The following is a 19,118-nucleotide window of genomic DNA, read 5'->3' on the forward strand; positions in this document are numbered from 1 at the left end:
GATAGGATGCCTTGCTTTGTAAGAATCAATGCAGATATCTATTCCGAAATACTGGCGTGAAAGATGAAGAAAATGGCTAGCCGGAAGAAGCGCGGGGCAACGAAAAGGCCGCTCGATGAAGAAGTTCTGCTTCGGCATATGCAAAGCATAGGAGACGGCGAATTCGAGAATCTTATAGGCGAAGCGCTGTCAGAAATCTGTGGGAGACGCTTCTTTTGTTCGCGAAGCGGAAGCCAGTACGGTGGTGACGGAAGTGCACGAGGCCCGTTTGAAACCGTTTTCGAAGCCAAGCTCTATCGAGACACTACTTCTTTAAATCAGCGCAATGTACTCGGTGGCTTCGTTGAAGCGACCCATCGTGAGCCGAAACCTGATCTCTGGGTGCTCGCTGCTAGTCGCCCTGTCCCAGAGCAACTTGAACGAGCACTCCGCCGCGAGGCGGAAGAAAAAGCAATCGGCCTTCTCACGCTCGACGCTCCGCCCACGGGCGGCTCAGACCTCGTCCAACTGATCGCTATGGCGCCAAAAGCCGCTGCCCTACGGCTTCCGGCAGAAGCCCAAGCCGCGATCGACCGCCTTAGACAGGAGGCAAATTTTTCTGGGCGGGCTCTTGAGCTTCGCCAAAAACTCTCGGGACCCGATTTCACGCTTGCGACGTTGCGTGAGGCAGTCGATGCCTGGTGGCGAGAGACAATGTCGGAACCGCAGAAACTGGTCCTTCGCCTGAGGGCTAGACCCGCCCCTGGACGGTTGGGTGACCCGTGGGCCGAATTCGTTCGCCGTGATGTGGTCGGTGCTAACAGCGCAAGCATCAAAGCTGCGGCGACAAAGGGAAATCCCTGCTTTTTTGTCGGCGACGAAGGAGTTGGCAAGACTCTCTCCGCCCTTCATTGGCTTTTGGAGAATGCCTCTGAGACCCTCTTGCTTCCGGTTACCAAAGCGGTTTCCGTTTCGAAAGACCCCATAACACTCATGAGTTGCGCGCTCAGCATGATGTTGGGTCGCTCCCCGGCGGAATGGGTCAAGAAGGCCGAGATGTTGCTCAGGTATGACGATATCCAAGCCCCTATCGTGACACTTTTCCTGGACGGTCTCAACGAACGACGAAAGAGCGATTGGACCGAGTTGCTGACGCGACTGCAAGACGAACCCTATCGCCAACGCGTTCGTGTTCTTGCTACGTGTCGTCCCTATGCGTTCGAGCACGATTTCAATGAGTTTGTTGGACTAAGCCAGAAACCCCAAGTTATCCGTATAGGCCTCTTCACAGACCCGGAACTCGACCGAGGTCTTAAGAACCACAAAATTCGCCGATCCTCTTTGTCCGATGAAATGACGGAATTGCTACGCCGTCCGCGACTTTTCGACCTAGCACTCCGATACCGTGAAGAGCTTGAAAAAGTGGGCGAGTTCACGCCAGCTCGCCTGTATTGGGAGGACTGGAAAGACCGCCTGGCACGAAACCGTGACATCCTTGCGGAACCCGATTTCAAGGAAGCACTCCGGCAAGTTGCAAAGGCAATCGATAAGGCATCGCCGAATCCTTCGCGAATAGCGACGGCTGACCTACATCACGCCGTCCGGAACGCAAACCCTTTTGCGGACAATCCAGAGCGCGTCTTGCAAACCCTTACGGAACTGGTTGACGGCGGGCTTGCCGAACGGTCCGGGGAAGATACCCGTCTGACATTGTCATTCGCGGCATTTGCACTTGGCTGGGATCTCTGGCGCCGAGCGCTAGAACTGCCTGCGGATTGGACGATTGGACAGATTGTCAGTGAAGTTCGAAGCTGGATAGAGCCGTGGGGCGGGGCCTCATTCGATTGTGAAGTGCTTCGTGTTGCCAGTTGGGCCGCCGCATTGGCGGACGGTAGGAGAGCAGCCCAAGCCGCGATATTCGCCCTTTGGCTCGATAGGCCTAACCTTTCCGACGAACACGAAGACGACATGCTTGCTATTTCACGGCGCATAAACACAGCTCTTGTGGATGTCGCCGAGTACGTCTGGTTCGCAGGCGACGCAGAGGCGTCCGAACGCCTTGCTTATATTATTAGACCCCTCACTGGTGCGAGCGAATTGAGGGTAGCACTGATTGAACGTGCTCGTCATTGGGCCGGCTTGGTCGGTCTAATGGAGTGGCCATTCTTGGGGCAAACAGACGACCGGTCTGCTTTGCGTGAAAAGCGACTTGAGCGACTGCGCAAACGCCTCGGCAATCGCTTGGTTTTGAATGAACCGTTCAAAGAGGCCGATGAAACTCTTACTATAGCAGATGGCGAAGAGCCTGATGGATCGCACGCCTTTGGCTACGCCGTCAGCGTTCTTGCTTTTCACAGACGTGATGACCTGATGCCTTTGATAAGGGCTTGGTCCATAGCCGGGTCTGTTCGGTACGGAGACCATGACGATAAATATATCGCAGCGCTGCTGCGCGGTGCCGAACCCTCCGAGATCACCCTAGTCGATCAAGCGTTGTCACAAGCGCAATCTTTCACCTTGGGCAATGACATTCTGATGGCGCATGCCGCAGGTTCACTTGGACGGGCAATTGGGACGCCTCAGGCCATGACCGTCGTTGCACACGCCTTTGACAAATCTGGGCTTAGAGACGAACGACAAGAGTTAATCAAAACGATTTCAGTATGGGAAAGACCTGCAACCGTCGAGGAAGCCATTCAGAAGGTCGCCGACGAAACCGAAAAACCTCATGTTCGCTTGTCATCTGCGCGGGACTGGCTACTCCATCCTGAGATGAGACTACCGGAAAGGCTTGTTCGCGAGGCCACGGATTTTGCAAGAAATCTCGAGGTTACGGCAATCTATCAATCAAGGGGCCACACTTCCGAATCCCTTGCATTGGAGCATTGGATGCCCGTTTTGGCCCGAGCAGCGCGCGATGATAGAGCAGCCATTACGCGCCGACTTTCGGGTCACGTCGCGGCCGGCCAAGTGTCGGCGGAAACAGCCTTGTTTGGTATCATCATGGAAATGTCGGTACTCGATGCAGCCGACCTTGTGCCGCTTGTGTCGATACCTGGGGACGATACGGATAGCGCGAATCTGCGAATGGCGGCCGAATTTTTGTTGGCAAAGGACGGCGACGAGCAGATTAGCCTGCTCCTGAACTTGGAACCGTCGCAAGTTATCTATCGTGATTTGGCGCTGACGTTCAGCCTGCCGAGTCCCACTGGGCTCGATGGATTAGCGAAAGCTATTCATGGCGGCCTCGAACGAAATCGGTTGCGAAGTGCGCTCTTTTTGGTGGCTGCCACGGGTGTGGATTTGACCAATAGCCTGCGCACTGCATTGCTAGAGCGCCTGAGACAACCATCTCCGCATTGCCGAGCACCCGAACTGGAGATTTTAGCTAGATCCGATGCGCCTTCGGCCGCTGCCGAGTTGATAGCCTTGGATTGGACTGTGGGGAATGCCCGAGACGATGATGAAGCCTTCTGGGGAAGTTTAGTTCTCGCAAAGGCGTCAGTTTCCCTCAATGAGGTGGTTCGGCGTCTTCATCCTCGCCATCTTGTGCGCGCCGTCGAGAATACAAAGGATGGGCCAACGGTGATCAGTGCCATTTTGATCGCCAAACTGCGGTCAGTCTTGGACGCAGAAAAGCGACCATCGCCCGCGACGTCCATTTCCAATTTAGCAATTGACGACACTCAACTGGAAACTCGAAGTGTCACGTTTCAGCACGGTCTCGATAAATCGGCTCTTACGCCAGCCGAACGATTTCGATTGGGCTTCGATGCCGATGCGCGCCAAAAAATCATTGACCAAGCAATTGAGGCTGTTCAGCGTTCGGATCAATCGACCCTTGCAAGCGGCAGGCGGCGTCCCGACTGGACCATTCCGAGCGCTGGCCTTGAAACGCTCTGGACCGCAGAGCCGACCGCCTTTGAGGCTATTTCGGATTTCCTCTCAGTTCAGTCTGCTGACAATCTGAATCAACTCGCTGTCCATGAACCTGGTCTCCTATACCCCACGGTCTCCGTTGGACTCAGATGCGATCCAATTCGTTTTGCCTCGATTTGGCGTAACCTCCTGTCTACGAGACATCATACTGTATATCGAACGAACCTCGGCTCGGACTGGCTTCTCACCATGCCTTTCGCGTGCACGAGCCCCGAGGGGTGGGCACTTCAGATTGAAGCGTTCGACTCCTGTGAAAACGACCGCGAGCTACTCGATTGCACCTTGCACGCAGAGGCTCCAGACCTCCAGCAGCGGTTGATCGGTTGGACTATTTCGGAGGCCCAATCACCCTCCATCTGGAGACGGGGCGGGCTATGATTGTTCGGGGCTATCTGGGCCTTTCGTCGCCGCGCGTCGAAGACCTAGAGCGCCTGGACATACAGGCGTCTTGGCTCGGAAATGTCTGGCGCTATGCCGAAGGATGGAGGGAGCGCCGCCGCTCAATTATTCATTGGCTGGAGCAGTTCAGGTCAGCCAAAAATGGCATAGCCGCGTCAGCGGATTTCGAACTCCTCAAGAGCAGTGCTGACCGTCGCGTCTGGCGGATGCTTGATGGATGTAAACTGAACCATCATTCTCAGATCATGTTCGAGCGACAGCGCTCTGAACTTAAGCGAGCGATAGAGAAACGCGAAAAGGATATGGGGGAGAAATTCCTCGACCAAAAGCTTGTCGACAGCCTCTGGCCTCGCAATACGAAGCTGAATTGAGGCATCCGAACGCGGTTCAGATGAACCAAACGAACTCCGTTCGCGTGTTTCGCAAGATGTGTGCGGGCGCAATACGCTTTTTCCGCACCTTCTTGGCAAGGGGGTCGCTGCGCACCCCGTTGCATCCCGCGAGCCTCAAGGCCTTCGCGAAAGATCCAGAATGACCACGTCGATGACCCGGCGTAGATCGACCGGCATCTGTTCAACAATAGCGTCCTTTAGCTGTGCCGTCGTCGTTATGGATAAGTCTTTACGCCCCGCGATCTTCCCACCGGCCCCAAACCATAGAACGAGATAGATGCCTTGATCCGCCGCATCGGGGTGCACGCTATAGCGGTCGTGAAGCTGCGCCGAGGCGGCTGAAAAGAGCTTTGAATGCCACTGCCCTTTGACCTCGATGACGAGCAGCCGCCGTCGACCGTCAATCATCACTGATGCTGTGATGTCGCATCGGTTCGCATGCGCCATGTGATGTTCGACTGTGACGGAGAGGTTCAAGGCCGACATCCTCACCTGTAGCCGGTCCACGATCCGATCGCGCGAACTATTTTCATCGAGGTGCTCGCCGCCCGGATAGAACATGTTGAGCGGGTCGGTCTCGGCGCCCTGAACCCATCGCTGGTATTCCGCCAGTTCTTCAACCAACAATGCACGCAAATCCTCCACGGTGGCGATCTTGCTATGGTCGAGAAAATTGACGATGTCCTTTGCAGAGGGCGTTCGAAAATCCTGTAGCGCCTGTTTCCGGTGCGCCGCAGCCTTCATGCTGCGGGCATCCCTGTGGAAATCAGCAAAGCGATCATCGGACAAAAGCTTGTCCAGGACCGGGAGGCTCTGATCAGGAGAATCGCGTCCTATTAGGTGAATCACATCGCTCAGAAAGCGATAGGCCGTTTCGCCGGGCGGGTCGCCCGTACCCCACGAGCTGGGTAGAAAGACCTTGGGCCATACATCGACGTATGCGTCTAAGATTGCAAATACCTTCTTGGCCGAGAGCACAGGCCACCCCACCGCGTCATCCCGATAAAAACGGCCCGCTCGATGCTGCAAACGGGTTATCGTCTGCGGATCGGCCTTTAGCGCTTCCCAAACAGCTCCCGGCGGATCTTCTAGGAAGAATAGTGCCCGCAGGAACCAGAATTTTTGGTCGGACTTTTCGTCGTCGGTCGTAGCTTCACGCCCGGTCCACGCCGCACATTGTCGTTCGATTAAGTGCCGCAGTCTTGAGCGATCAGCATGCTCGGCACAGATGTCAAAGAGCGTATCTCTGGCCCCCTTGGGCATTTCCGGAAACCGCTCCAGCCATTCCAACGCCAGTGTTTTTTGAAGAGGTTTGAATGCCTGTTTGTGACGAAGCCAGCCCACATCCGTAGGTGGGTCGCCCGGTTGGGTTAGCTGGGGTTCGATAAATTCTCGCGCATAGGCTTCGACATCCGAAAGATCCCCAAACAGCAGTCGATCGATCTCGGTTTCCAAAGCCTTGCCTTCTCCTTCCCCATATCCACCATACCCCCCCAAATCAGTCTTCACGGCGGCAAGGACTTTACGATCGATCCGCTCAAGAGTTCCTGACCCGCGAAAATATGCGAGACCTGCGGCATGCAGGACCCGCGTGACCGCTTTCCGTTGTTGAGAAAGAGCAGATAGAGTCGGAACATGTTCGTCGAGCAAGGGGAAGCTGTTCAGAAGCGCTCTGTCAGCGCTGCGAACGTCATCGAATATCTCGCCCATCTTTTCGGGTTGGAGAAGGTAGTAGTCGGCAATCAGTCGGAGTGCACCCCAGTGCGCACCGGCCTCGATTCTTGGCAAATTTTCTCGAAAAAAGGCCAGCTTCGCTAGTTTGGTTTCATCTTCCTTGCGTTGCCATCTACGGTTTGATCTCGGCCAGCGATACCGATCCTTGTCTATCAATGAACGGGTTTCACGCTCACGCTTGGACCAGATTCTGAGCAGCTCTGATCGTTCGCGTCCCTGCCTGCGCATCAAGGCGCGGAAATCGTCTGGACCTTTCTTTTCCGAATAAATGTTATGCATGGAATAAAACCCGCCCCACAATGCGGCATTGCCCGTTTCAAAGGCATGGTCGAGCAGGGCACGATAATCATGTAGGTTCATGTGCAACCCCGAATGACACTGGCTCATCGAGAGGCGCATCCGAACGTCCCATACGTCCTTGTCGTCGGCACAACCTGCGAAAGCGAGCCGATGTATCGCCTGCCGTAATTCGTCGTTCTCGGTCAGTGCCTGCACTGCGATGCTCTGATCTGACGATTTGGTGCGATCAAACGTCAGAGATTTCGTCCATCCCCAAATTTCGTCTGACGCATGTGTTTTGGTCGACAGCTTGAAATATTGGTCAAGCAGTGAGCCTGCGATCTTGCTGACCTCGATACGACAATTGCATCGATGTTCGCGTGTTGCACCGCATGTGCAGGTGAGACCGCGGGTAAGCTCGTCGAGAAGCCATTCTGTGTCGGGCAGGTCGAACGTGCCGATAAACTGCCTCACGTAAAAACGAAGCTCCGGCGCCGCTTGATCGCGTGGTTTCCTGACCTTCCCTGTTGCGGCAATTCTTTGGAGCAAGGCGAGTACCTGCTCCCTTCCGATCACCTTCATACCCAATTCGGTGATGATATCAGTCGCGATACCCAACGATGCTGTATCGCCCATCGCAATCAGGGTTGTGACATCCGGCCCGCGATCGCGGTCCGGCAATTCTGTGAGAAGGTGCTGCGCACGAATACGAGATGACAACTCGTTGTCAGCGTCCAGCATGATGCAGCAAAGCTCTTCTCCGAGGTGCGGGATAGCATCGGGTGCTTGAAGAAGTTCGAGAAGAAGATCGCGCAACTCGGGCGCGACTTTGTCGCCAATCAGCTGCTCTTTCAGTTCATCGACCATATCGACGCTGAAGAGGCCGGCCACGCTAAATCGCCGCCAGGAGTCGCTGCGGCGGAAATACGGATCGATTTTTGAGAGCTCGCGCAGTCGTGTCATGAGAAGATGCTTGGAGGACGACGTAAGTTGCGACGGGTCGCCGTTGGCCAGCACCGCATAAGGGTCGACGTCGATACAGGCCCGTTGGATATGCTGACTTCCTACAGCCGCCATCCATCCGAGCATGCCCCGAAGCTCGTCGCGCACTACGCTGTTGGGCGCGATTACCGCGAGACACCGGCCAAGGGAAAGCGGATCGGCAGCATCGTCAATGCGTGTCGCAAGATAGCGTGCGGCACAATATTCCGAAACGATGCGATGCACCGGCTCGTGCCTCGCGGGTGTGGCTGATGGTTTGAAGAGCCGCGTGTCGAGCGTGGATTGCAACAATGACAGGTCAGCGGTGCTGACCGCCCGCAGATACGGGAAATCCATGTCGCCTGGCTGCTCTACAGAAGATAAGCCTGTCGATCCCGATAACAGCAGTTTTGCAAAGAGCTCTTCTCCGACGTGGATAATTGCATTAGAGGGCGGCCGTCCGCGCTGTTTTGGCGACGCGCTTCGCTCCGAGGTCAGCCTCTCGACCGCGTCAACGAAAATCCTGCTTTTTGTCACGAACTTCCGACCGCTCTGCACATACGCGTCGGAGAAGAGCTTGAGAAATTGCGGATTACCTGAAAGCGGCACGAGCTCGAAGCGAGCAGCTTCATTGAGGAACGCTGTGAAATCCTCTCCCGGAAGATAGGCTTCAAAAAGCAGCTTCTGTTCTGCTTCGGAAAACGGCAAAAGCCGTACCACGGCCGGCTCAGAGCCGAAGCACTGTTGCAAAAGCCGGGTTCGTGCCGGGTCCCATTCACTGGAGCGACAGGCCAGCACGACGGTACCCGCCTGCGACTCCTTTGCCTTGACGATAATCTGATCAATTGCAGATTGATCTATACGGGCCACTTCATCGAGAGCATCGATGACCAATGACGGAACCTCGGCTATCACCGATCGGTGACGGAAGCTGGTTGCTGTGCAGAATTCACCACCTAAATGGGCGGCCATGCTCGTCAGAAGATCGCTCTTGCCAGCACCTGGTTCTGCTAGCACAACAATGAGTGCCTCTTCGGCGAGCAAAGCCGCCTCTGAAATGATCCGGTCCCCGTGATAGAGCGATCGTGGAATATAATTCGAGTCCATTCATGCAGCATAAGCGCCGCCAATGTCTCACCCAAGCTGCATTTTAAGTGGTGGAACGCACGTAACTGGCGTGTGCCTGGATTCGTTCACTAGCTCCCGTCAACTCCATCGTGCTGACGCGTGGCGCCGGTCGGACAACCCGATTAATCCGCTGAGTCTCGCGTATTGAGCAAAGTGCTTGTTTGCAAATATCTAAATTTGCGGCGATCATCGCCGCACTTTGGAAAGACTGTAAATTCACTTTAAAAGTGATAGATTATAAGAGCCACGAAATACGGCGATGAGCGCCGCATCGTAAGTTTTTTTTAAACCTATGCCAACGAACACCGACCGGAGACAATTGCTGCAAAACCTGGTGCCTGAGGGGCTACCGGTGACGAAGCGTTGGCTGTCCGAGCAGAATCCGGACTTCGATCGCCACGCGCTCGATAATCTAGTCAAAAGCAGGCAGCTCACGCCGCTCGCATTCGGTGTCTATATACGCCCCGGTACACATCTTACCTGGCAAGGCGTCGTCGCCGCTCTGCAGACCATATTCCGCACCGACCTAAAACGGGTTAACCGCTCACACGCCCACCGGCCGATCTGAAGGGACGAACAGCCTCGCACGAACATAGGCGCTGATCGTCTGGCCGTTGGCAGCCGCCGCGAGTTGCGCGCGTTCTTCGCCCGTAAGGCGAAAGGATTGGCGCAGGCGCGTTCGACCGCCGCCTTGCAGACTTTTCATTGTTGGTCATGGGATTTGGGTGCGGCTCCCAGCGTCCTCGAAACTGTTGATTCACGCCACGGTTCGAGGTCGCTGCTGGAACGAAATTCTCCTTCCGGACGATAATCGTCCAAGCGATTCTGGCCGTTTTGTTCGCCATTTCTGTGGCGACCACGTTGGTTGGTTTGCGTTCCAAAAGCTGCGCTAGCCAAGCCGATGTGCCGGCGGGACGCGACCGCGCCAAATGCAGGCTCGATCGATTTCCGATCAAAAGGCGTCTCAAGTTTCCTCGCTGGCTAATTAAGCCCAGACGATCCTTCTCACCGCTCGAATGTTGTCGTGGAACGAGGCTAAGCCATGCAGCAAACTGACGCCCTGATCAGCGTGGCGTGGCCATCGAGCCCCTTGCGCAGGTCGGTGTGACCCAATGCTAGATGCACTTTCACGCCGGCCGGAACGATGATTATGAAGCCTTCTCCTTACCAGTGGGCTGCCGCTTCACCGCAGCCGCAGTCGCCCCCACCGGTGCAATACGCGCCGTCCATCAGCCAGTTCGATCGCCGCCATGGCGGCCGGCGGCTGCAACGCCGCGAGCGCGAGCGGCTCATTCGCCGCGCCGTCGGCAAGCACCATCGTTGCCAGTTGTGGCACCTTGCAGGGGCCGTCAGGCCGAACTCGACACGCCAGCGAAATACTATGCTTGTGGCGACGCCCGGCTTCTCCGTCTCCTGCACGATCGCTCGCTTCTGCTCGTCGCTGAAGCGGCGCCGGTTCGATCGCCCATCCACCGCGTCCGGCATCAAGCGGTATTTGCGTCGCGCGCAATTAGCAGCGCTGCTTAATTGGGCTCGGGCACTCGGATGAAGCAGGGATCGCCACTCGGTTTCGTCGCCGGATTTTTTCCAGGCGTTTGCGCCAGATCCGCAAAGCATGCGGCGACAGACCAAGTGCAGTGGCATACTCCGCAGCCCCCGAGGATTTCGGCCAACAGGTCCAGCGCCTCTGCCTCGCCGGGTGAGGCTGTACGATAGGACGGCACCACCCATTGCGTGGAAAAGCGCGACACTGAAATGCGCACGTCGGTCAGCGTCACCGCGCGCTTGGCGTTCTGCTGCGGCTCGAACGGGCGGATGCCGGTTAGACCAGGAGCCGCCGGCACCGTTCCATACGTCTTCTCGGCCAGCCCCTTGACCGTCTCCGGCTCGACATCGCTGGCGACCAGCACGGCGCTGTTGGGCGTGTAATATTTGTCATAGAAGGCCCTGTTCCAGTCCAGCTTCTCCATCTCCTGGATCCAGCCGATGACAGGCATTCAGTAGGGCTGGTTCTGCCAGAGCGTGGCGTGGACAGAAAGATCACCGGCCGCGTGGCTAACGCTGGGCCGTAACACCGCGCTTCGGCCCAATCGACCGCGTGGCCACCAGCCATCGTGAGTTCGCGTACAGCACTGCCAAGGTCCTTGTCGTCTGACGAGCAGTAGTTGCATCAGGGGTGCCGAGCTCCAGTTCGAGGGCAGGATCCTTTTCTGAAGGTGACGCTACGCTGAACCCCGCGTGACGCAAATGTCCTGAGGCTTTCAGGCTGCTGTCAGCTTCGGGTGTCAGAAGCCGGCCGTTGCTGCCCTGCCTTCCACCGTTACTTGGAGCCCCCCATGCTTAATCCAAAAGCCGGCCCTATCGCCCTTTCAGTCCTAGCCCTGCTTTTTTCCGGGCTGGCGACGCGATATGGTCCAGTTATCAAAGACTATGTGCGCCAGCATGAAAACCATAGCCGGCTCGTCGCGCATTGGCGGAAGCTCATTCCAGAGCGGCGCGACGCACTCTTAAACGACGCCGCTGCGCCAACTGCTGGCAACCCGAATGGCGACGTCCCTCTCGTCTTATTTTTGGACTACAACTGCCCGCGGTGCCGGGCGGAAGACCGTACAATCCAGCAAGCCCTCAAGCATGATCCCATGCTGAAGGTTGTCTACAAACATTGTCCGGGCAAGAGACCGGGTTCCAAATTTGCCGCACTGGCGGCGCTCGCCTCCAGCAAACAGGGAAAATATGAGGCGTTCCATCACGCCCTTATGGCTGCTCGCGGCCAGCTCAGCCAATTCGACATCTTGACTATCGCACGACACGTTGGCCTCGACGTTGAGCAGCTCAAGCGGGACATGGAAGACCGCGCCATCGAAAGCGTCCTCGAGCGCAATTGCGCGCTCGCCAGGGAGCTGTACATCAACGTCACGCCGGCGTTGGTTCTCGGCGACGAAGTGATTTCAGGTGTGCTCGAGATTCACACGCTGGAACGCTTCATCGCCAAGGAGCGGGAACAAGCTAAGCGTCGTGCCGGATCACCAACTTCGGCATTTTGACAGCGTGGCGGCCGGTGCAATCCCGTTCTCTGGCCACGAGTGCCGCCTCTCGCGCCGGGCCAAATCTCTTATATGGCCCGGCAACGCGGTAGTGGGCGGACCACGCCGTTCTATGCAGCGCACCAGACAAAGGGCAATGACCAAAGCCGTCCCGGACATCGCATCGGAGTTCAACGTCTTTGCACCAATACCCAGCAATGGTCGCCGCGACAAACAACGCCTGCGAACGGGCGCTGTGAGCCGCCGTCGTTCAACGAAAGATCACCAACGGATATCCCGAGGAGGCCCCATGAATCGCTGCACATCAGCATTTGCAATTCTTGCTTTCGGCACGTTCTGCACATCGTCGACCATCGCCATGGCGGCGCATTCGACCACCTATTCAGCGCCCGACAAGAGCGTCGTGTTTCTTGGTGGCGTTGGCTACACCTGGCTAAAGGGCAACGAGCTTTTCTACGACGAAGTGGGCAATCGTATCAGCAAATTGATCTGGGAAACCGGCGCGCCGGTTCTGACCACCGGGCTAAAGGCCGAGGTCTGGAAGAACTGGACCATCTCAGCCAACGGCGTATTGCCGGACAGGATTGGTCGGATCAGTCAATCCACCCCGACACCCGCCTTGACCGCTACATCAACCTTGACATGGCAGCAGGCCCAGACTTCGTGATCAACGATGCCACGGTTATCAACCTTCATGGCGGCTTCAAATACACCAACATGAAGTGGAAGGCCTATGGCGGTTCGTACATATATAGTGGGGACGGCTTCGGCTTTCGCGAGGATCGCGGCAAGTTCCCGGACGGCGAACCGGTCATCGATTACGAACAGCGCTAATTCGGCCTGTTCCTTGGCGCGGAAGCGACCACGACGCTCGGGAACTTGACGCTCTCGGGTCTGCTCCGCAGCGGCTTCACCGTTGATGCAAGCGCTGTTGACCATCACTGGCTGCGCGAGGAGGGGCGCGGCCTGCGATTTGAGGACGACTTCTTCACGGTGCCGTTTATCTCGGCCGGCGCCAAGATCGATTATCAGATGACCGACCGCGCCAGCGTCTTCCTGGCCGGCAATGTCGACAAATATTTTCGCAACAAAGGCTACAAAACGGCCTACAGCATCGCGACCGGCGAACAAGGAACCCACAAGGATAGCGCTGGCATGGACTTCTATGCCTTGACCCTGTCGGCCGGCTTCAAGCTGACGTTTTAAGCGCAGTCGTTTCTGACGCTGAGCACGTAAGACCATGCGTGCATTAAGGTCGCACAATGCCTCTGCGCGCAATCCATTTCAATCGCGGCTATCCAAGCGGCGCCGACGTCGGCCAGGATCTCAGGATTGTCCGGGCGGTCCGCCAGGCCTGGTATGGCCGGCGTGGAGGTGTTGTCCGCCGGTCATCCCGTCGATTTTAAGGTCCCGACGGCCGTCTGGCACCGGTGCGCGAGCCGCCAGAAAAGCGTGGCCTTCCGCGCGATCCCGAAGCCACAAACCGTGAGAACCCGTGCGACACCGCCGCATCACGTCGTGTCGTGCATCGAGGCTCGGGATAACCCAATGCACATGCTACCATGATGCATGTTCCATATGGGGCCTCCGAACTCACCGCCTATCAGGTTCTGGGTCAGCTAACACGACTAAGGCGGCCGGCCAGAAACCCTGAACTTGAGGATGCCACTAGTTGGACGGATGATGCTGTTTCGCAACGGCGCAAGCTGCTGGATGAGGTGTCTCAGCGGATCAATGAGATCGGCTTGCCGATCCACCATCCTTGGTGGGGGTTGGCCTGGATGTCGTTCTTCCAACGACCATTGAGAGGCTCGTCCCAGGCATCGCGTCGCCAAAGGATTGTTAAGGCATCAAGACGGCTTGTTGGTTGTGAGCGGAATCAGCGAGTGAGGGGTTAGGTAGGCTAGGCCGTGTGGACAGTTACCGCAACCATAGGACAATAGCCGCGAGAGTGACAACGGCGCGGTAATTGCGGGCGGTTTTCTCGATGCGGGTTGCGAACCTGGCGGAACTGCTTGAGTTGGAGAAGCAAGCACTCGACGAGGTGACGCGGGGCATAGAGGTGCTTGTCGAGCGGATATTTGAGCGAGCGCGATGGGTTGTTGGGTATGACAGCGACCGAATTCTTGGCGGCGATGGCTTGGCGTAAATAGGAGGCGTCATAGGCGGTGTCGGCCAGGACCACGTCGGCGGACAGTCCTTCGATCAAGCTGGGGCTTGCGGCGCGTCGCCCTTTTGCCCTGCAGTAAGCGTGAAACGCACAGGCACCCCAATCCGCGAACGGCCATGTGTAACTGGGTACTCAAGCCGCCGCGGGAGCGACCAAGGGCTTTGTCTTCAGACCCCCTTTTTGGCCCCAAGCATGTTGGTGGGCTCGGACGATGGTGGAATCGATGATTAGATATTCGAAGTCCGGATCATCGGACGTCGCCTCGAAGATGCGCCACCAGATACCCTTGCTGCTCCATTGGCTGAAGCGGCGGAATACGCTGTTCCAATCGCCGAATACATTGGGAAGATCGCGCCAGGGGGGAGCCCGTTCGCACAATCCATAGGACCGCCTGGACGAACATCCGATTATCGCGGCCCGTCGAGCCCTTCTGATCAGGACGCCCGATGATCAGCGGCGACATCCTATCCCACGCCGCGTCACTCAATAATCAACCGATCCATTACACCCAAGGCTGCCTCCAAAAGCAGTCTTGAATCACGCTGCGGTCAAAAAGGAAATCTGGAGGCTTCTGTGAGGTCCGCATGCTCAACGCAGCACACCCGCTAGTCTTCGGACCTCATTGCAAGCCGGATTGAACGAAGCCGCGGGACGGTCCGGCGGTATGGGGATTGTGGCCTGGAGGAGCGGCCGGGATCGTCGGCGCCAGGCTGGTGAAGGGCATTCACGATGCGGCGACAGCGAAGGATGGTACGGTGGAAGACGGAACCGGGATGGCGCGAGCCGTCGGATAGGCTGCAGTGCTTTCTATCGCCGGGCTGGCTGTTTGCGGCTTTGTGCGGCGGGCCAAGGGTGGGTGCCGGCGCGGATGGCGACGGATACCGACCCGGGTGATGTGGACGCACCCGGCGTGATCATGAGGTGTCGTTCCGGAAGGGGCGCGGCGGTGCCTGGCCGCACCGCCAGATGGCGAGCGTGATCATTGGCTCTCTGCAGCAGGGGCAGCGATGCGCCGCCGCAAGGCGCTCGGCGGCGACAGCGGCGCTTTCGGGATCCGGTTTGAGCTCGTTCTGCTGCGATCCGGCCAGCAGCCTGTGGCACAGGTCGAGCTTGGCGGCGCGACTACCGTGGCAAGGAAGCCGTAGTGGCGGATGCGATGGAAACCGTCGGGCAGCGTGTTCAGGAGAAAGTGACGGATGAACTCGTGCGCGTCGAGCGTCATGATCTTCGTCTTGCCGCGCTGGCGGTAGTCCCGCCAGCGGAACGCGACCCGATCGTCGGCCGTTCTGATCAGTCGGGAATTGGCGATGGCGACGCGATGGGTGTAGCGGCCGAGATAGCCAGCACCTGCTTCGGCCCGCCGAAGGGCGGCTTGGCGTAGACGACCCATTGATAGCGACGAACCTCGGCGAGCAAGCAGACGAAGGCATCAGGCTTTGCCAGGTAGGCGAAATCGCCGAAGAAGCCCAGCCGACCCTCATCATAGGCCGCTCGGAGTTCCTCCAGAAAGAGACGGCGGAACAGGCGCGACAGCACACGCACGGGCAGGAAGAACCCCGGCCGGCAGGCGACCCATCGCCCTCCATCGAGTGAGATGCCGCCGGGACGATGCAATGGAGGTGGGGATGATAGGTGAGGATCTGGCCCCAGCTGTGCAGCACCGCGATGAGACCGATCCCGGCGCCGAGATGTCTGGGATCTGCGGCGATGGTGCGCAGCGTCTCGGCGACCGCCTTGAACAGGATCGTGTAGACCGCCGCCTTGTTCTGGAAGGCGATCGCGGCGATCTCGGCGGGCAGCGTGAACACCACGTGGAAGTAGGGAACCGGCATAAGCTCGTCCTGCCTGTGATTTTTCATGGAATGAGGACCCCGTTTGAGGGGTGATTTTTGTCGAAACGGGACCCCTTAACGTGGGGTCATCAAGATGCCTCCGGTTTGATCGGAGGCATTTGTGTTTGGATGTTGGTTGTGGAGACGATTGCAAAGATACGCCGGCTGTCGCTGGTCCAGGGGAAGTCGATCAAGGCGATTTGCCGGGAGTTGAAGATCTCCCGGAAGGTGGTGCGCAAGGTGCTGCGATCGGACGAGACAGAGTTCCGCTACGAGCGCAAGCATCAGCCCTATCCCAGCATGGGAGCCTGGCGAGAGAAGCTGGATCTGCTGCTGTCGGCGAATGCGTCGAAGCCTCAGCGTGAGCGGCTGACGCTGATCCGCATCTTCGAGGAGCTTCGCGGCCTCGGCTATGACGGCAGCTACAGTTCGGTGTGGCGGCATGCGCAGGACTGGGATGAGCAACACGGCAGCGCCGCGGCCGAGGCCTACATTCCGCTGAGCTTCGCACCGGGTGAGGCCTACCAATTTGACTGGAGCCACGAGGTTGTCCTGCTGAACGGCGTGACGGTGACCGTGAAGGTTGCGCACATGCGGCTCTGTCACAGTCGCATGTTCTTCGTTCGGGCCTATCCCGCGAGACGCAGGAGATGGTGTTTGACGCCCATGATCGGGCGTTCGCCTTCTTCCGCGGAGCGTGCACGCGCGGCATCTATGATAATATGAAGACGGCGGTGGACGCGATCTTCATCGGCAGGGATCGCCGCTACAACCGCCGCTTTGCGCAGATGTGCGGGCATTACCTTGTCGAGCCGGAGGCATGCACGCCGGCGTCGGGTTGGGAGAAGGGCGAAGTCGAGAACCAGGTGGGACTGGTGCGCGAACGCTTCTTCACGCCGAGGCTACGCTTCAGGAGGATCTGAACGGCTGGCTGGCCGACAAATGCGTCGCCTATGCCAAGGCGCATCGGCATCCCGAGCAGGGCGATCGCACGGTCTGGGAGGTGTTTGAGGAGGAGCGGGCCAGCTTCATCCCCTATGCCGGGCGCTTCGACGACTTCCACTGCGTTCCCGCCTCGGTGTCGAAGACCTGCACGGTGCGCTTCGACAACAACAAATACTCGGTGCTGTCGAGCACCGTCGGCCGGCCGGTCGAGATCCATGCCTATGCCGATCGGATCGTCATCCGCCAGGATGGTGCGGTGGTCGGCGAACATGCCCGCTGCTTCGGCCGCAACGAGGTGATCTACGATCCATGGCACTACGTGCCGGTGCTGGCCCGCAAGCCTGGCGGACTACGCAACGGCGCACCATTCCGTGGCTGGGTTCTACCGGCGGCCATGGAGAAGGTGCGTCGCAAGCTCAAGGCTGCCGATGACGGCGACCGGCAGATGGTGTCGATCCTCACTTGCGTGCTGAGTGACGGATTGAACGCGGTCGAGGCGGCCTGTCAGGAAGCCCTCGATCATGGTGTCTCATCGGCGGCGGTGATCCTCAACAGCCTGGCCCGCAGCCGCGATCCGGAGCCGGGCACGATCCTTTCCATTCCACAGGCGCTGAAGCTGGCTCACGAGCCGATCGCCGACTGCGCCCGCTATGACAGTCTCAGGAGGACAAACAGCCATGGAACGCACCGAAGTGCTGGAACTGATGGGAGTGCTGAAGCTCTACGGGATGCGATCGGCCTATGACGAGATCATGGGCGTCGCCATCAAGCGGCAGCACGAGCCGCCGAGGATCGTCGGCGATCTGCTGCAGGCCGAGATATCGGAGAAGCAGGCGCGCTCCATCAAATACCAGCTCACCGTCGCCAAGCTGCCGCTGGCGAAAGACATCGACGACTTCGACTTCACCGGGACGCCAGTCAACGAGAGTCTGATCCGTGATCTCGCCGGCGGCGCCTTCGTTGCCGATCAGCGCAATGTCGTCCTGGTCGGCGGCACCGGCACGGGCAAGTCGCATCTGGCGATCGCCATTGCCCGGGCACTGATCCGCAACGGTGCACGCGGGCGCTTCTTCAATGTCGTCGACCTGGTCAACAGGCTCGAGACCGAGACCCGTGCCGGCCGACAGGGACGTATCGCCGACCATCTCACTCGGCTCGACTTCGTCGTGTTCGATGAACTCGGCTATCTTCCCTTCGCCCAGGCCGGCGGGCAGTTGCTCTCCCATCTCGTCTCCAAGCTCTACGAGCGCACCAGCGTCATCATCACCACCAACCTCGCCTTCGGCGAATGGCCGAGCGTCTTCGGTGATGCCAAGATGACCACCGTGCTGCTCGATCGCCTGACGCACCACTGCGAAATCGTCGAGACCGGAAACGACTCCTGGCGCTTCAAAAGCCGATCCCAAAGCTGAAGTCGAAAAGCCAATCAGCCGCGCCCGATCAGGCTGTGCAACCCCGACCAGCTTCGCCTGATCGGGCGCTCACCGGCGTGCCCTTCACCGCCCCAAACCGGGGTCCCTTTTACGCGAAAATGCGGGGTCCGGATTCCACGGTCATTGACAGCCGCTCGCGAGCGCGCCCTCGATAGCGCTGTAGCGAGCGAGCGGCTTTGCGGTGGTCATCGACAGTTCGCCGGTAAGGTCGGGTTGCTGACACCAACCTGATTCGAAGGAACCATCGATGACCGACGACATGATGAACCTGCGCGCGCTCGTGCAGAAGACTCCGGACTCCGATCTCTTGCGCGAGCTGATTGGTTTTGCCGCCGAGCGGCTGATGGAGCTGGAGGTTGGGGCCGTCACCGGCGCCGCCTATGGCGAGAAGAGCCCGTGGCCACGGCCCAGCGCAACGGCTATCGCGAGCGCGACTGGGAGACGACGCGCGCCGGCACCGTCGAGCTGCGCATCCCCAAGCTCAGGAAGGGCTCCTCTTTCCCCGGTTTCCTCGAACCACGCCGCATGGCCGAGAAGGCGCTGACCGCCGTCATCCAGGAGGCCTACGTCCAGGGTATCTCGACCCGCTCGGTCGACGCTGGTCAAGGCCATGGGCATGAGCGGCATCTCCAAAAGCCAGGTCAGCCGGCTGTGCGAAGAGATAGACGGCAAGGTCAAAGCGTTCCTTGAAAGACCCATCGAGGGCGACACCACTCCCTGGGACACGATCTGGGAATCCTAGATCTAAGTTGTCAGCGCAAGTGTAAACGCCTTAAGCTTCGGCGAGGCCGCGGTATGCTTGTCCCACGCCAGTGGATTGGTATGTGGTGTGCCCCGCGAAAGCTGACTTCCTCTGGCGAGCC

The 19,118-nt window shown here is 58.4% G+C and carries 9 protein-coding genes and 6 pseudogenes; 9 read left to right on the forward strand and 6 right to left on the reverse strand.

Annotated elements, in window-relative coordinates:
- Positions 1-63: 63 nt before the first annotated feature.
- Together EJ073_RS23225 and EJ073_RS23230 are read left to right on the forward strand one after the other, a co-directional pair.
- Positions 64-4,296 (forward strand): hypothetical protein, encoded by a 4,233-nt coding sequence (locus EJ073_RS23225; protein ID WP_126057740.1) that lies wholly within the window; start codon positions 64-66, stop codon positions 4,294-4,296.
- Entirely contained in the window at positions 4,293-4,688 is a 396-nt protein-coding gene (locus EJ073_RS23230; RefSeq protein WP_126057741.1) for a hypothetical protein, read from the forward strand. Before EJ073_RS23225 ends, EJ073_RS23230 begins: the two co-directional genes overlap by 4 nt.
- Before the next feature lie 135 nt (positions 4,689-4,823).
- On the opposite strand, the gene EJ073_RS23235 is transcribed toward EJ073_RS23230, so the two are convergent.
- Positions 4,824-8,810 carry a hypothetical protein gene (locus EJ073_RS23235; protein WP_126057742.1) on the reverse strand — a complete coding sequence of 1,329 codons (3,987 nt, stop codon included), beginning with the start codon at positions 8,808-8,810 and terminating at the stop codon, positions 4,824-4,826.
- Positions 8,811-9,150: 340 nt separating this feature from the next.
- Between EJ073_RS23235 and EJ073_RS23240 the strand changes: the two genes are divergently transcribed.
- Complete coding sequence (locus EJ073_RS23240) at positions 9,151-9,399, forward strand: AbiEi antitoxin N-terminal domain-containing protein (protein ID WP_190233808.1); 249 nt, start codon at positions 9,151-9,153, stop codon at positions 9,397-9,399.
- A 615-nt stretch (positions 9,400-10,014) separates the two neighbouring features.
- Here EJ073_RS23240 and EJ073_RS32810 read toward each other — a convergent pair.
- Together EJ073_RS32810 and EJ073_RS32465 are read right to left on the reverse strand one after the other, a co-directional pair.
- Positions 10,015-10,149 carry a hypothetical protein gene (locus tag EJ073_RS32810; protein ID WP_281033015.1) on the reverse strand — a complete coding sequence of 45 codons (135 nt, stop codon included), beginning with the start codon at positions 10,147-10,149 and terminating at the stop codon, positions 10,015-10,017.
- Positions 10,150-10,483: 334 nt separating this feature from the next.
- Positions 10,484-10,864, reverse strand: a pseudogene (locus EJ073_RS32465) (insulinase family protein); the annotation flags it as partial.
- A gap of 303 nt (positions 10,865-11,167) precedes the next feature.
- Between EJ073_RS32465 and EJ073_RS23260 the strand changes: the two are divergent.
- The 3 genes and pseudogenes from EJ073_RS23260 (at position 11,168) to EJ073_RS32475 (ending at position 13,081) form a co-directional block, all read left to right on the forward strand.
- The gene (locus EJ073_RS23260; protein WP_126057744.1) at positions 11,168-11,875 is read left to right on the forward strand and encodes a DsbA family protein; all 708 of its coding nucleotides are present in this window, start codon (positions 11,168-11,170) and stop codon (positions 11,873-11,875) included.
- Positions 11,876-12,011: 136 nt separating this feature from the next.
- On the forward strand, positions 12,012-12,542 hold the full coding sequence (locus EJ073_RS32470) for a hypothetical protein (RefSeq protein ID WP_245455800.1): 531 nt from the start codon (positions 12,012-12,014) through the stop codon (positions 12,540-12,542).
- Positions 12,506-13,081, forward strand: a pseudogene (locus tag EJ073_RS32475) (omptin family outer membrane protease). Before EJ073_RS32470 ends, EJ073_RS32475 begins: the two are co-directional and overlap by 37 nt.
- 714 nt (positions 13,082-13,795) lie before the next feature.
- Here the strand turns inward: EJ073_RS32475 and EJ073_RS23270 are convergent.
- A pseudogene (locus EJ073_RS23270) lies at positions 13,796-14,557 on the reverse strand (IS5 family transposase).
- Between the two features lie 402 nt (positions 14,558-14,959).
- A pseudogene (locus EJ073_RS23275) lies at positions 14,960-15,892 on the reverse strand (transposase); the annotation flags it as partial.
- A gap of 114 nt (positions 15,893-16,006) precedes the next feature.
- Here EJ073_RS23275 and istA point away from each other — a divergent pair.
- Together istA and istB are read left to right on the forward strand one after the other, a co-directional pair.
- Positions 16,007-17,567, forward strand: a pseudogene (gene istA / locus EJ073_RS23280) (IS21 family transposase).
- The gene (istB, locus tag EJ073_RS23285; RefSeq protein ID WP_126057745.1) at positions 17,500-18,234 is read left to right on the forward strand and encodes an IS21-like element helper ATPase IstB; all 735 of its coding nucleotides are present in this window, start codon (positions 17,500-17,502) and stop codon (positions 18,232-18,234) included. Before istA ends, istB begins: the two are co-directional and overlap by 68 nt.
- 141 nt (positions 18,235-18,375) lie before the next feature.
- Here istB and EJ073_RS31710 read toward each other — a convergent pair whose 3' ends face one another.
- Positions 18,376-18,516 (reverse strand): hypothetical protein, encoded by a 141-nt coding sequence (locus EJ073_RS31710; protein WP_190233871.1) that lies wholly within the window; start codon positions 18,514-18,516, stop codon positions 18,376-18,378.
- Here EJ073_RS31710 and EJ073_RS23290 point away from each other — a divergent pair.
- Positions 18,503-18,964, forward strand: a pseudogene (locus EJ073_RS23290) (transposase); the annotation flags it as partial. The gene EJ073_RS31710 and the pseudogene EJ073_RS23290 sit on opposite strands and share 14 nt — an antisense overlap.
- Positions 18,965-19,118 lie beyond the last annotated feature (154 nt).

The sequence above is a fragment of the Mesorhizobium sp. M4B.F.Ca.ET.058.02.1.1 genome, assembly GCF_003952505.1.
GTDB lineage: Bacteria > Pseudomonadota > Alphaproteobacteria > Rhizobiales > Rhizobiaceae > Mesorhizobium.